This window comes from Pseudoxanthomonas sp. UC19_8 (assembly GCF_042700505.1).
Classification (GTDB): domain Bacteria; phylum Pseudomonadota; class Gammaproteobacteria; order Xanthomonadales; family Xanthomonadaceae; genus Pseudoxanthomonas_A; species Pseudoxanthomonas_A winnipegensis.
Map to the genome: position 1 here is coordinate 512704 of NZ_CP170559.1, position 12848 is coordinate 525551.

The following is a 12848-nucleotide window of genomic DNA, read 5'->3' on the forward strand; positions in this document are numbered from 1 at the left end:
CCAGGCGATCGGCGACAATGCCCCGCTCATCCCCTCCGCACGCAGGACCGATCGCCATGACCGCCGCTTCTGACCTCATCGCCTCCGCCAAGCAGTACACGCTCAGCGTGTACCGCCAGCGCGAACTGGTGCTGGAGCGAGGCCAGGGTGCGCACGTGTGGGACACCGAAGGCCGCGAGTACATCGACCTGGCGGCCGGCATCGCCGTGTGCGGCCTGGGCCACCACGACCCGGACCTCACCGCCGCGCTGATCGAACAGGCCGGCAAGCTCTGGCACACCAGCAACATCTTCTACAGCGAGCCGCCGCTGCGCCTGGCGCAGGAGCTGGTGGAGGCCTCGCGCTTCGCCACCCGCGCCTTCCTGTGCAACTCCGGCGCCGAGGCCAACGAGGCGGCGATCAAGCTGGTGCGCAAGTGGGCGGCCGGGCAGGGGCGCGCGCCCGAGCGGCGCGTGATCGTCACCTTCCGCGGCAGCTTCCACGGCCGCACGCTGGCCACGGTCACCGCCACCGCCCAGCCCAAGTACCAGGAAGGCTACGAGCCGCTGCCCGGCGGCTTCCGCTACGTGGACTTCAACGACCTGGCCCAGCTGGAAGCGGCGATGGCCGGCGGTGACGTGGCCGCGGTGATGCTCGAGCCGGTGCAGGGCGAGGGCGGCGTGCTGCCGGCCGCGCCGGGCTATCTGAAGGGCGCCGAGGCGCTGTGCCGCCAGCACGACGCCCTGCTGGTGCTGGACGAGATCCAGTGCGGCATGGGCCGCACCGGTGAGCTGTTCGCGCACTGGCAGGATGGGGTGACGCCGGACATCGTGACCCTGGCCAAGGCCCTGGGCGGCGGCTTCCCGATCGGCGCGATGCTGGTGGGGCCGAAGGTGGCCGAGGTGATGCAGTTCGGCGCGCACGGCACCACCTTCGGCGGCAATCCGCTGGGCGCGGCGGTGGCGCGCGTGGCGTTGGCCAAGCTGGGCTCGCCGCAGATCGCGGCCAATGTCGTGCGCCAGTCGCAGGCGCTGCAGGCGGCGCTGGCCCGCCTGGACGGCGAGCTGCAGCTGTTCGCCGAGGTGCGCGGCCGCGGGCTGATGCTGGGCGCGGTGCTGCGCCCGCAGTACGCCGGCCAGGCCGCGGCCATCCTCGACGCCTGCGCCGCGCACGGCCTGTTGCTGCTGCAGGCCGGCCCGGACGTGCTGCGCTTCGTGCCGGCGCTCAACCTCACCGACGAGGAACTGGCCGAAGGCCTCACCCGCCTGGAAGCCGCCCTGCGCGACTGGCTGGCCGCGCGCTGAGAGGCCGGCCAAGCCTGTGGGAACAACGCGCTTTTCCGATCAAGTCGCCACCGCCCTGTAGAGCGGAGCTTGCTCCGCTGGGGCTTTCCCGATGATCCGGCCGAAATGCAGCTGAGCAAGCTCCGCTCTACAGGGGGAGCGGGCCCTGTGGCCTTTTGGTCTACGGCGGCGAGGGGGCTTTGCAAGTGAAAGCCATCGCCGCCTGGGCGGCTCCCACAAAGACGGGGCAAGCCCCCTGCTAGAATCCTCGCCCTTCACGGTCTGCGTTCGAGTACCCCGCCATGAGCCAACCCGCCACCGCGCCGGCCAATGCCGAAAAGCGCTACACCGTCACCCGCGCGGACCTGCCGCTGAGCTGCCCGCTGCCGTCGATGGCGCTGTGGAACTCGCATCCGCGCGTCTACCTGCCCATCGAGGACGCGCCCAACCGCGAGGCCGACTGCCCGTACTGCGGTTCGCACTTCGTCCTTGCCGACTGAGCCGGGCACGCGCCGGCTGACGGTGGTGCAGCTGCTGCCGGCACTGCACGCCGGCGGCGTCGAGCGCTCCACCCTGGAAATCGCCGCCGCGCTGGTCGCGGCCGGCCATCGCGCCCTCGTGGTCTCCGCCGGCGGGCGCCTGGTGCCGGCGCTGGAAGCCAGCGGCGCCACCCATGTCACGCTGGACATCGGCCGCAAGGCGCTGGGCACGCTGCGCCATGTGCGCACGCTGCGCGCGCTGTTCGAGCGCGAGCGCCCCGACATCGTCCACGCGCGCTCGCGTCTGCCGGCCTGGATCGGCTGGGGCGCGCTGCGCGGCATGCCGCGCGCCGCGCGCCCGCACCTGGTCACCACGGTGCACGGGCTCAATTCGCCCGGCGCCTACAGCGCCATCATGACCCGCGGCGAACGCGTGATCTGCGTGTCCGACACCGTGCGCCGCTACGTGCTGCAGCACTACCCCAGGACCGATCCGGCGCGCCTGCGGGTGATCCCGCGCGGCCTGGATCCGACGCAATTCCCACGCGCGCCGTGGCCTGATGCGCCGATGCGCGCCTGGGCCGCCGAGCAGTTCCCGCAGCTGGCCGGCGACGGCCCGCTGCTGCTGCTGCCCGGGCGCGGCACGCGGCTCAAGGGCCATGGCGACGGCCTGCAATTGCTGGCCGCGCTGCGCGCCGACGGCCTGGACGCGCGCCTGTGGCTGCCCGGCGCGCGCGAGCCCGGCCGCGAGGACTACGTGGCCGAGCTGGAAGCCCTGGCGGCGCAGCTGGGCATCGCCCAGGCGGTCGCCTTCACCGAGGTCACCGCGCGCATCGCCGACGCCTATGCCGCCAGCGACCTGGTGCTGCAGCTCTCGCGCAAGCCCGAGTCGTTCGGCCGCACCGTGATCGAGGCCCTCTCGGTCGGGCGCCCGGTGCTGGGCTGGGCGCACGGCGGGGTGGGCGAACTGCTGGGCGAACTGCAGCCCTCCGGCGCCGTGGCACCGTTCGATGCGCAGGCGCTGGCCGCCGCCGCGCGCGCGCTGCTGGCCGCACCGCCGGCGCCGCCGGCTACCATGCCCTACACGCTGGCCGCGATGCAGCGCGCCACGCTGGCGCTCTACCAGGAACTCACCGCCCCATGACCACCCCCGCCCCGACGCCCCGACTTGCCCCGCGCGCGGACGGCTGGCGCTGGGCGCCGGCCTGGATCCTGCTGTTCGTCGCGCTGTGGCCGGCGCCGGGCTATGCCGAAGCGGTGCTGGCGCTGGGCGCGCTGGCCGCGCTGGTGCAGCTGGCCCTGCACCGCTTCCGCGGCGGCGATCGCCTGCTCAGCAACGAGGCCTGGGCGCTGACCAGCGTGATGTTCTGCGCCTACTGGGTGCCGGAATTCATCTCCGCCTTCGACGCGGTCGACCATGGCCGCGCCTGGGGCGAGGCCGCCACCGACCTGCGCTATCTGCCCTTCCTGTGGCTGGTGGCCTCGGCGGTGGCCAACGAGCGCGGCCGGCGGATCACCTTCGGCGGGCTGGCCATCATCGTGGCGATCTGGACGCTGGATGCGCTGGTGCAGGTGGCGGTGGGCACCAGTCCGCTGTTCTTCGGCATCGATGCGCTCAAGCAGGCCTTCAGCGGCCATCCGATGTGTTCGGCGGCCGAGGTCGAGGCGGTGGACCGGCTCAGCGGGTTCCTGGGGCCGTGCAACCTCAAGCTCGGCCTGGTGCTGGCCAGCCTGTCGCCGTTCGGCCTGTTCGCGGCCGGGCGTCGCTTCGGCATGGGCGGCTGGCTGCTGGCCGCGGCGGCCATCGGCGTGGTGGTCCTGCTGGCCGGCGCGCGCGCGGCCTGGATCACCTATGCGCTGGTGCTGGTGTTCTCCGGCTGGCGGCTGCTGGGCTGGAAGCCGCTGCTGGGCGTGTTCGCCACCGCCGCGGTGCTGCTGGCGGTGATGGCAGTGGCCTCGCCCAAGCTGGCCAAGCGCGTGCAGCTGACCACCGCGGCCTTCGCCGGCGACGAGGCCGGCGTGGACACCGCGCTGTCAGGGCGCGGGCGCATCTGGCAGGCCGCCGGCTGCATGATCGGCGAGCACCCGATCAACGGCGTGGGCGTGCGCAACTTCCGCGATGTCTTCCCGGCCTGCGATCCCACGCCGAGCGTGGCGCCGGCCTGGGGCCACGGCCCTGCGCTGCACGCGCACCAGATCGTGCTGGAGATCCTGGCCGAGACCGGCGTGATCGGCCTGCTGCTGTGGCTGTCCGGCGCGGCGCTGGCCTGGCGCGCCTGGCGCTTCGCCACGCCGGAGGCGCGCGATCGCGCGCGGCCGGCGATGCTGGCGCTGGCGGTGACGGTGTTCCCGTTGAACACGCACCTGGCCTTCTACTCGACCTTCTGGGGCGGGCTGACGCTGCTGCTGGCCGCGCTGTACGCCGGCAGCCTGCTGGCGCGCCACGATGCCGCCGCGGCCTGAGCCGCGCTGCCCCGGCCTGGGTCCGCTGCGCTGGCTGTGCCGGCGCGTGGCGGCCTGGCCGCAGCGGCGCGTGCTGGCGCTGGGCCGCGCGCTGGCCTGGCTGCTGACGCCGCTGCTGGCCTCGCGCCGGCGCATCGCGCGGATCAATCTGGCGCTGTGCTTCCCGCAGCTGGACGCAGCCGCGCGCGAGGCGCTGGTGCGCGCCAATACGCGCGACAGCGTGATCGGCCTGCTGGAGATGATCCGCGCCTGGTACGCGCCCTCCAGCGCCTTGGCCGGGCTGTTCGAGGTCGAGGGCCTGGAGCACTTGCGCGCCGCGCAGGCGCAGGGCCGCGGCGTGCTGCTGCTGACCGCGCACTTCCCCAATGTCGACCTGGGCGCGCGCCTGCTGGGCGAGGCGCTGGGCGCGCCGATGTCGTGCATGGTCCGGCGCACCGGCGGTTCCTGCGGCGAGCGGCTGATGCAGGACGGGCGCCGGCGGGTGTTCGCCCATGTGGTCGGCAAGAAGGACGTGCGCGGTCTGCTGCGCGCGCTGTCCGGCGGCGCGCGCATGGTCTACCTGGCCGACCAGAACTTCACCTACAACAGCGCCTTCGTGCCGTTCTTCGGCGTGCAGGCCGCCACGCTCACCACCACCCCCGAGCTGGCGCGCCGCGCCGGCGTGGCGATCGTGCCGTACTGGTGCCAGCGCCTGGCCGATGGCCGCTACCGCGTGCGCGTGGATGCGCCCTGGCCGCAGGCCGACGCATCCGACCCGAGCGCCTTCGCCGCGCGCTACATGCGCGAGCTGGAAGCGGTGATCCGCGCGCATCCGGCGCAGTATCTGTGGTGGCACCGGCGCTTCAAGACGCGCCCGGCGGGGGAGGCTTCGCCTTACTGACGAGGAGTGAGCGAGCGCCGCCTTTACTCATTCCTCACTCCTCTGCGCTCACGCCTGCCCAATGATGCGGCGCGGCGGGCGTCACACCTGGCGGCCGGGCCACAATCGCGCGTCGCTCCCGGGGGTCGAGCATGGCGCTGCGCAGCGTGTCCGCGGTTGTGTTGAGCATGGCCGCGACGGTCTGCCTGCTGGCAGAGGGGAGCAGGGCGGCGACGCAGGCAGACGCCGCGGCGCCGCGCGACGACGCAGGCGTGCCGTCCTGGACCGTCACGGCGCCCGTGCAGGAGCGCTACCTGGCCGCGCACGGCCTGCGCGGCTTCGCCGGCGGCTACGGCAGCGATGGGCTGGAGGTGTGGAGTTTCCCGGTGCAGATCGCATCGGGCTATCGGCTGGAATTCCTGCGCGGCGACGGCACGCGCTGGGAGGCCGCCGACGCGCCGGCCGCGGCCACGGTCGATCCCTTCGGCCTGACCCGCGTCTACGCGGCGCCGGGGCTGCGCGTGTCCGAGCGGATCGAGGCGCGCGACACGCTGCCCGGCGTGCGCGTGCGGCTGCGGGTGGAGCAGGCGCCACCCACGCTGCGCATCCGCGTGCACCTGGTGCCCTCGCTCAACCTGATGTGGCCGGCGGGCATCGGCGGGCAGGAATTCGGCTGGGACGATGCCGCCAAGGGGCTGCTCCTGCAGGAGCCCAGCGGCGCCTTCCGCGCGCTGGTGGCCTCGCCGCAGGCCGGCGCGCACAGCGTGCCCAACAACGACCGCCGCGGCAGCGCCTTCGGCCAGCCGCTGTTCCTGGACCTGCTGCCGACCGCCTGCGGTCGCGCCCGCTGCGCCACGCTGGCCCTCGCCGCGCAGGGCGAGCGCGACGAAGACTTGTACGGCACGGCGGCCGCGCTGCTCGAGGCGCCCGAGGCGCCGTCCGCGGCGGATGCGGCGCGCTACGCGCAGGCCACGCGCCTGCGCATCGCCACGCCCGATGCCCAGGCCGACCGCGCGCTGCGCTGGGCGCAGGTGGCGCTGGAACAGGCCTGGTCGTGCAACCCGCGGCTGGGCTGCGGCCTGGTCGCCGGCTACGGGCCCTCGCACGGCGCGCGGCGGCCGCAGTACGCCTGGTACTTCGGCGGCGACGGGCTGGTGACCACGCGCGCCCTGATCGCCAGCGGGCAGTTCGAGCGCGCGGCGGCGCAGCTGGCGTTCGAGCTGCGCTACCAGCATCCGGACAACGGCATGCTGTGGCACGAACTGTCGCAGAGCGCGGGCTTCCTGCAGTGGGTGCGCGACTACCCGCACATGTACGCGCACGTGGACATCGCCTTCGACTTCCTGAGCGTCACCGCCGAGTACGCGCGGGCCAGTGGCGATGACGCCTTCCTGCGCGCGCACTGGCCGCAGCTGCTGGCGGCGTGGCGCTACTGCCGGGGGCTGGTCGATGCCGGCGACGGCCTGCCGCGCGTGCCGGCCGGCAAGATGAGCGGCAACGAGCAGGACGCCCTGACCGACGAGCTGACCCTCTCGGCGGCCTGGGTGGACGCGGCGCAGGCGATGGCGGCGATGGCCGACACGCAGGGCGAGGCGGCCCTGGCCGCGCAGGCGCGCGCCGACGCCGTGCGCGCCCGCGCTGCCATCCGCGCGCGCTACCGCGACCCGGCGGGGCAGTGGATCAGCGGCTTCCACCGCGACGGGCGCCCGGGCGAGCGCTTCAGCGGCGCGGACCTGGCCGCCATCGGCAGCGGCGCGGCCACTCCCCAGGAGGCCGCGGCCATCTTCGCGCAGCTGGCCACGCCGGACGTGCTCACCGACTGGGGCCTGCGCAGCAAGCCGGCGAGCGCGCCGGACTACGAGCCGCAAGCCTATTCGCGCGGCAGCGTCTGGGGCCTGGGCAGCGCTGGCGCGGCCGAGGCGATGTGGCGCGCCGGCCGCGGCGCGCAGGCGGCGGACCTGTGGCAGCGGCTGGTGCCCTGGGCGGCGCAGGACGCGCCCGGGCACATGCACGAGGTGCAGTCGGGCGCGGCCTTCGTGCCGCAGCGCGAGTCGGTGCCCGAGCAGACCTGGTCCTCGGCCTCCTTCCTGTCGGCCGCCATCGGCGGGCTACTGGGCCTGGAAGTGGACGGCGCGCGGCGGCGGCTCGCCTTCGCGCCGCAGCCGCCGGCCGAATGGGACTGGCTGCGCGTGCAGGGCGTGCGCGTGGGCGCCGACGGCGGCACGGTCGACCTGGCCTGGCGGCGCGAAGCGCACCGCGCCGTGCTGGAGCTGGACAACCATGGCCAGGCCTTCGACCTGACCTGGCGCCAGCTGGGCGGCAATGCCCCACCGCCCACGCTCGAACGCCGCATCGGCCCCGGACGCACGCGCCTGGTCCTGCCTTGGAGCGAGGAGTGAGCGCAGAGGCGTGAGGCATGAGGCGTGAGCAGGAGCGGCTTTCGCTCACGCCTCACGCCTCTCCACTCACTCCCGCCTCACCGATACAGCGCGCCGCGCCCCTCAGGCTGGCGCTTGAAGCGCCGATGGATCCACAGGTACTGCGCCGGCACCACGCGGATCATCGCCTCGATCGCCGCCATCACCCGCGCCGTGTCGGCGGTGGCGTCCTTGGACGGGAAGTCCTCGAACGCCGGCGACAGCCGCAGCGTATAGCCGCCATCGGGCCGGCGCTCATGGGCGAAGGCGATCACCGCCGCGCCCGACAGCCGCGCCAGCTGATGCGTCGAAGTCAGGCTATAGGCCGGCCGGCCGAAGAACGGCACGAACACGCTCTCGCCCCGGCGCGTGTCCTGGTCCGGCGCGAACCACAGCAGCCCGCCCTGCTTGAGGTGCTTGAGCGCCGGGCGCAGCTCCTCGCGGCCGAACATCGCCGTGGCATAGCGCAGCCGGCCGCGCTTGACCGCCCATTCCATCGCCCCGGTGGCGTGCGGGCGATACATGCCGGCCAGCGGCGCGTAGTCGCACATCAGCCGCGCGGAGAGCTCCAGCGTGGTGAAGTGGCCGGAGATCACGATCACCCCGCGCCCGCCGGCCTGCGCGGCCTGCAGATGCTCCAGACCTTCCACGCGCAGGTCGCGGCGCATCGGCGCCACATCGCCCCACCAGGCGCGCGCGAACTCGAACAGGCCCACGCCCAGCGCGGTGAACACCTCGTCCAGCAGCCGCGCGCGCGCCGCCGCATCCAGCTCGGGGAAGCACAGCTCCAGGTTGCGCGCGGCGACCTTGCGGCGCGCGCCCAGGACGACTTTGAGCAGCCGCCCCAGCGGCTTGCCGAGCCTGCGCTGCAGGCCCCAGGGCAGGCGCGCGGCCAGCGCGGCCAGGCCGATCCCCAGCCAGGTGGGCCAGGTGGAGGGCGCCAGCGGCGCCGGGCCGGGGTCGAAGGGCGTGGCCTGGCGCGGTGCGGCCTGCGCGGAACGGTCGGTCATGGCCGCCATTGTAGGCCGGGCGGCGCTGGATCCCCGTGCCGCGTCCTTTCTCGTATCCTTGCGCCCGATGCGTCGTGACCTGACCGAAACATGGTTGCGTGCCCTGTATTCGGCCGTGCTCTACGTGCTGACGCCGGCCACGGTCTACCACCTGATCTGGCGCGGGTTCCGCGTGCCGGGCTATTTCCAACGCTGGGGCGAACGCTACGCCGCCTGGAGCGGGGCGCCGCACGACGTGGACGTGTGGGTGCACGCGGTCTCGGTGGGCGAGGTCAACGCCGCCGCGCCGGTGGTCGACGCCCTGCGCCGCGACCATCCGCATCTGAAGCTGCTGATCACCACCATCACCCCGACCGGCTCGGACCGTGTGCGCGCGCTATGGGGCGATGCGGTGCTGCACGTCTACGCGCCCTACGACCTGCCCGGCGCGGTCGGCCGCTTCCTGGCGCACTTCCAGCCCGGCGTGGCCCTGGTGATGGAAACCGAACTGTGGCCCAACCTGCTGCTGGGCTGCCGCGACCGCGGCATCCGCAGCTACATCCTCAACGCGCGGCTGTCGGCGCGCTCGCTGCGCGGCTACCGCGTGCTGGCGCCGCTGATCCGCCGCGTGGTGGCCAGCGTGCACCGCATCGGCGCCCAGTCCGTCGCCGACGGCAAGCGCTTCGTGCGCCTGGGCGCGCCGCCCGAGGCCATCGTCGACACCGGCAACCTCAAGTTCGACATCGCCGTGCCGCAGGGCCTGGACGCGCTGGTGGCGCAGTTCGGCCGCCAGGTCGGCGCGCGGCCTGTGTGGATCGCCGCCAGCACCCATCCGGACGAGGAAGCCCAGGTGGTGGCCATCCACCGCCGGCTGCTGGCGCGCTTCCCCGACCTGCTGCTGCTGTGGGCGCCGCGCCATCCCGAGCGCTTCGGGCGCGTGGCCGAGCTGGCCCAGGCCGCCGGCTGGCGGGTCGGCCGGCGCAGCCTCGCCGGCTGGCCGCGTGCGGGCGATGCGGTGTTCGTGCTCGACACGCTGGGCGAGCTGATGGGCTTCTACGCCTGCGCGCAGGTGGCCTTCGTCGGCGGCAGCCTGCAGGCCATCGGCGGCCACAACCTGCTCGAGCCGGCCGCGGTCGGCACCGCGATGGTCACCGGCCCGCACCTGCACAACTTCGTGGAGATCTCGCGCCGCCTGCAGGAGGCCGGCGCGCTGGAGATCGGCCGCAATGCCGAGGAGGTCGGCACGCTGCTGGAAGCCCTGCTGGCCGACGCGCCGCGGCGCGCGCAGATGGCCCAGGCCGGCCGCCTGCTGGTCGAGCGCGGCCGCGGCGCCCTGGCCCGCACGATGGAGATGGTCGCGCCGGACCTGCGCCCGCGCTAACCGCGCCAGAAGACATCAGCCGCCTTCGGCGGACGCCCTGTAGAGCGGAGCTTGCTCCGCTGGGGCCTTGCCCACGAACCCAACGAAGCGCAGCGGAGCGAGCTCCGCTCTACGGGTGGTTTGCCAATGATCCGATCAAGCGCAGCGGAGCAAGCTCCGCTCTACGGGGGGGCTTGCCAATGATCCGGCTAAGCGCAGCGGAGCAAGCTCCGCTCTACGGGGCTTGCCAATGATCCGGCCAAGCGCAGCGGAGCAAGCTCCGCTCTACAAGGAGGGCGCGGCGTGAGCGGAGGAGGCCGCGACTCCGGCAGCGCCATCCCATGGCTGCCGGCGCTCGGGGCGAGGCCAGATCCGGCTTGCCTCGAACCGGCAGCCTCAAGCCTCAATGCGTCCGCGAACGCCCGGCATGGAGCTCGATCAGCCGCTCGCGGATCGCGTCGGCATCCTGCGCCTTCGGCGCCACCTGCAGATAGCGCGACAGGTCGGCCTGCGCGCCGCGGGCGTAGTCGAGCCTGAGATAGGCCAGGCCGCGATCGCGCAGGGCGTCGGGCTGGTCGGGCACCAGCTTGAGCACGCGGTCGGCGCTGCGCGCGGCGCGGTCCCATTGGTCGCGCTCGGCGTAGACCCCGTGCAGGTTGCGCAGCACGCGCACCAGGATCGCCCGGTGCGAGGCCGGGTCCAGGATCTGCAGCAGCGCATTGTCGTCGGGCACATCGCCGCCCAGGTGCGGCTTGGCGCGCTCGCGCAGCTCGTCGGCGCCCAGCGGCCGGCCGCCGTTGAACGGGTCCATCACCAGGATGCCGTCGTCCACCGGCAGGCGCACCAGGAAGTGCCCGGGGAAGGACACCCCGTCCAGCGGCACGCCCAGCCGGCGCGCCACCTCGATCTGCACCACCGCCAGCGAGATCGGATTGCCCAGGCGCCGCTCGAACACCTCGTTGAGGTAGCTGTTGCGCGGGTCGTAGTACTCGTCGTGGTCGCCGGCGTAGCCCAGCTCCTCGAACAGGTGCCGATTGATCGCCGCCATCTTCAGCGGCCAGGAGGCGATCAGGTCGATCTCCCGGCGCAGATGCTCGGCGTGGCTCTGCACCAGAGTGTCGTAGAGGTCGGCGTCCAGCTGCGGGTATTCATCGCGCGCGATCAGCAGCGCGGTGCCCAGCAGCGGCAGCGCATCGTCGGCCTGGCTGGCCAACGAACCCCATTCCGGCAGTGTCAGTCGATCCCCCATGCCCACAGACTGCAGGCATTCGCGCGGCTTATCAAGCCCGTCCGCGTGGCGCGATGTCGCCTAGTTGGGCTGGGCTTTCAGCTCGACCTTGGGGTCCACTTTCAGCGTATCGCCGTCCTTGACGCCGAGCTTGGCCGCCTGGCCCGCGTTGAGCTCCAGCACGTACAGCGCCGGGGCCTTGCTGGGGTAGGACGGGCAGGCGTTGCCGGCGCTGCACGGCGGCACGTCGCGCTGCTGGCCGACCAGCTTGAGGTCGTGGTCGAAATAGAGGATGTCCAGCGGGATGTGGGTGTTCTTCATCCAGTACGACAGCGGCTGCTCGTCGTCGTGGATGAACAGCATGCCGTGATCGGCGGCCAGCTCGTCGCGGAACATCAGCCCGCGCTGGCGCTCGCCTTCCTGATCGGCGATCTCGACCTGGTAGCGCTGTCCGGCCAGCTCCACCCAGGGCGTGCGCGCGCAGCCGGTGGTGCAGATCAGCAGGAGCGCGGTGAGCAGGACGAGGCGAAGAGACATGCGGACAGCCGTGGCGTGTTCGGGAGCGCGCACCTTCGTGCAAGGCCCCGGGCAGGTCAAGTGCGCCGCGGCCGGCGGCCGTCACCGCGCGTCCGGTCGCTCCGCGTCGTAGGCCTGGGCGATGCCGGCGTACTGGCCGCGCGCACGGCGCGCCAGCGCATCGACGACGGACGGGTCGGGCTGGCCGAAGAGCTGGCCGGCCAGCGTGGCAGCCGCGGCCTCCAGGCCGAGCGGATCGTCCGGCGTCCCGGCGCGCGCAGCGGCGTCGTACTGGCCGAAGCGCTGCTCCAGCAGCGCGGCCAGCCCCGCGTGCGCCGCGTCCCGGGTGACCCCGGTGGCCTCGGCCTGCTTGGACAGCAGCCACCACGGCGGCCGCGGCGTGGCCTGGCGCGCGGGCGGCGCGCCGCCCAGCACCCGCAGCAGCGCGAACTGCGCCAGCCAGACGCGGAACACGAACAGCTCCAGCAGGCAGGCCGGCGGATCGCCGTGCCGTTCCAGCACCTGCGCGTAGGCCAGGCGATAGTCGATCCAGCGATAGGAGGCTTCGACGGCGGCGTAGGGCGAGCTGTGGTGCATGCGACATCCTGTCGGTGCGGTTCCGCGCGCATCGGGGCCTGGATGAAGCACAGGCCCGTGCGGGGCGGGGAGTCTGGCTTGTCTAAAGCATAACTTTACTTTATTTGAAAGTCAGATGCGCAAGTTGCAGACTCCGGCCTCGCTACCGTCGTGGCATGGATATCGCGCGCAGACGGCAAGGCTTCGCCAGCCGTTTCAACAAGGCCCTGGAGACCTCGGGTCGTTCGGGGCTCAGCGACGGCGAGCTGCTCAAGCTGTTCGGCCGTCACGGCATCGCGGTGACCACCCAGACCGTCTCCAACTGGCGCAACGGCAAGCACATGCCCCGGCTGGAGCAGATCGAGGGCCTGGCCGAGGCGCTGAACATGGAGGCCGCCGAGCTGGCCTTCGGCGGCAAGGGCGGCAAGCTGCGCGTGCAGGAGCCGCGTGCGGCCTGGCACGTGGGCAGCCCGGAGGAGCGCACCCTGGTCGAGGGCCTGGCGCTGCTGGAGCCGGAGGAGAAGGCGCTGGTGCAGGAACTGGTGCGCGTGCTGGGCCAGCGCCACGCCGCCAAGCGCCGCGGCCGCCGCAAGCGCGTCTGACGAAGCCTCGGGGAGCCACCGGCGCTTCCGATCAGTCCGCGCCCCCTTGTAGAGCGGAGCTCGCTCCGCTGCTCTTCATTCGGTTCGCGGGGGAAAA

General features: G+C 73.3%; 12 protein-coding genes. 8 read left to right on the forward strand and 4 right to left on the reverse strand.

Annotated elements, in window-relative coordinates:
* Positions 1-56: 56 nt before the first annotated feature.
* The 6 genes from ACFJIT_RS02180 to ACFJIT_RS02205 all read left to right on the forward strand — a co-directional run bounded on the left by ACFJIT_RS02180 (position 57) and on the right by ACFJIT_RS02205 (position 7462).
* On the forward strand, positions 57-1283 hold the full coding sequence (locus ACFJIT_RS02180; protein WP_379654891.1) for an acetylornithine transaminase: 1227 nt from the start codon (positions 57-59) through the stop codon (positions 1281-1283).
* Positions 1284-1564: 281 nt separating this feature from the next.
* On the forward strand, positions 1565-1762 hold the full coding sequence (locus ACFJIT_RS02185) for a zinc-finger domain-containing protein (protein WP_130517041.1): 198 nt from the start codon (positions 1565-1567) through the stop codon (positions 1760-1762).
* The gene (locus ACFJIT_RS02190; RefSeq protein WP_379654892.1) at positions 1752-2885 is read left to right on the forward strand and encodes a glycosyltransferase family 4 protein; all 1134 of its coding nucleotides are present in this window, start codon (positions 1752-1754) and stop codon (positions 2883-2885) included. Before ACFJIT_RS02185 ends, ACFJIT_RS02190 begins: the two co-directional genes overlap by 11 nt.
* Positions 2882-4204 (forward strand): O-antigen ligase, encoded by a 1323-nt coding sequence (locus tag ACFJIT_RS02195; protein WP_131658993.1) that lies wholly within the window; start codon positions 2882-2884, stop codon positions 4202-4204. Before ACFJIT_RS02190 ends, ACFJIT_RS02195 begins: the two co-directional genes overlap by 4 nt.
* Entirely contained in the window at positions 4188-5084 is an 897-nt protein-coding gene (locus ACFJIT_RS02200) for a lysophospholipid acyltransferase family protein (RefSeq protein WP_340648559.1), read from the forward strand. Before ACFJIT_RS02195 ends, ACFJIT_RS02200 begins: the two co-directional genes overlap by 17 nt.
* 251 nt (positions 5085-5335) lie before the next feature.
* Positions 5336-7462, forward strand: a complete 2127-nt coding sequence (locus ACFJIT_RS02205) for a hypothetical protein (protein WP_379654893.1) — start codon at positions 5336-5338, stop codon at positions 7460-7462.
* 77 nt (positions 7463-7539) lie between these two features.
* Here ACFJIT_RS02205 and lpxL read toward each other — a convergent pair whose 3' ends face one another.
* Positions 7540-8490, reverse strand: a complete 951-nt coding sequence (gene lpxL, locus ACFJIT_RS02210) for an LpxL/LpxP family Kdo(2)-lipid IV(A) lauroyl/palmitoleoyl acyltransferase (protein WP_130517051.1) — start codon at positions 8488-8490, stop codon at positions 7540-7542.
* 67 nt (positions 8491-8557) lie between these two features.
* Between lpxL and waaA the strand changes: the two genes are divergently transcribed.
* Complete coding sequence (gene waaA / locus ACFJIT_RS02215; RefSeq protein WP_379654894.1) at positions 8558-9850, forward strand: lipid IV(A) 3-deoxy-D-manno-octulosonic acid transferase; 1293 nt, start codon at positions 8558-8560, stop codon at positions 9848-9850.
* A 382-nt stretch (positions 9851-10232) separates the two neighbouring features.
* On the opposite strand, the gene ACFJIT_RS02220 is transcribed toward waaA, so the two are convergent.
* The 3 genes from ACFJIT_RS02220 to ACFJIT_RS02230 all read right to left on the reverse strand — a co-directional run bounded on the left by ACFJIT_RS02220 (position 10233) and on the right by ACFJIT_RS02230 (position 12170).
* Complete coding sequence (locus tag ACFJIT_RS02220; protein ID WP_379654895.1) at positions 10233-11078, reverse strand: SirB1 family protein; 846 nt, start codon at positions 11076-11078, stop codon at positions 10233-10235.
* 60 nt (positions 11079-11138) lie between these two features.
* On the reverse strand, positions 11139-11594 hold the full coding sequence (locus ACFJIT_RS02225; protein WP_379654896.1) for a DUF192 domain-containing protein: 456 nt from the start codon (positions 11592-11594) through the stop codon (positions 11139-11141).
* 81 nt (positions 11595-11675) lie between these two features.
* The gene (locus tag ACFJIT_RS02230; protein ID WP_379654897.1) at positions 11676-12170 is read right to left on the reverse strand and encodes a hypothetical protein; all 495 of its coding nucleotides are present in this window, start codon (positions 12168-12170) and stop codon (positions 11676-11678) included.
* Between the two features lie 155 nt (positions 12171-12325).
* Here ACFJIT_RS02230 and ACFJIT_RS02235 point away from each other — a divergent pair, with 155 nt between their 5' ends.
* Positions 12326-12751: a helix-turn-helix domain-containing protein gene (locus ACFJIT_RS02235; RefSeq protein WP_306995955.1), complete on the forward strand. Its 426-nt coding sequence runs from the start codon at positions 12326-12328 to the stop codon at positions 12749-12751.
* Positions 12752-12848: the final 97 nt, after the last annotated feature.

What these genes read in the sequence shown, in the direction of transcription:
- ACFJIT_RS02180 (WP_379654891.1), top strand. Translation starts at nt 57, where the DNA reads ATGACCGCCGCTTCTGACCTCATCGCCTCCGCCAAGCAGTACACGCTC.
- ACFJIT_RS02185 (WP_130517041.1), top strand. Translation starts at nt 1,565, where the DNA reads ATGAGCCAACCCGCCACCGCGCCGGCCAATGCCGAAAAGCGCTACACC.
- ACFJIT_RS02195 (WP_131658993.1), top strand. Translation starts at nt 2,882, where the DNA reads ATGACCACCCCCGCCCCGACGCCCCGACTTGCCCCGCGCGCGGACGGC.
- ACFJIT_RS02200 (WP_340648559.1), top strand. Translation starts at nt 4,188, where the DNA reads ATGCCGCCGCGGCCTGAGCCGCGCTGCCCCGGCCTGGGTCCGCTGCGC.
- lpxL (WP_130517051.1), bottom strand. Translation starts at nt 8,490, where the DNA reads ATGACCGACCGTTCCGCGCAGGCCGCACCGCGCCAGGCCACGCCCTTC.
- waaA (WP_379654894.1), top strand. Translation starts at nt 8,558, where the DNA reads ATGCGTCGTGACCTGACCGAAACATGGTTGCGTGCCCTGTATTCGGCC.
- ACFJIT_RS02220 (WP_379654895.1), bottom strand. Translation starts at nt 11,078, where the DNA reads ATGGGGGATCGACTGACACTGCCGGAATGGGGTTCGTTGGCCAGCCAG.
- ACFJIT_RS02225 (WP_379654896.1), bottom strand. Translation starts at nt 11,594, where the DNA reads ATGTCTCTTCGCCTCGTCCTGCTCACCGCGCTCCTGCTGATCTGCACC.
- ACFJIT_RS02230 (WP_379654897.1), bottom strand. Translation starts at nt 12,170, where the DNA reads ATGCACCACAGCTCGCCCTACGCCGCCGTCGAAGCCTCCTATCGCTGG.
- ACFJIT_RS02235 (WP_306995955.1), top strand. Translation starts at nt 12,326, where the DNA reads ATGGATATCGCGCGCAGACGGCAAGGCTTCGCCAGCCGTTTCAACAAG.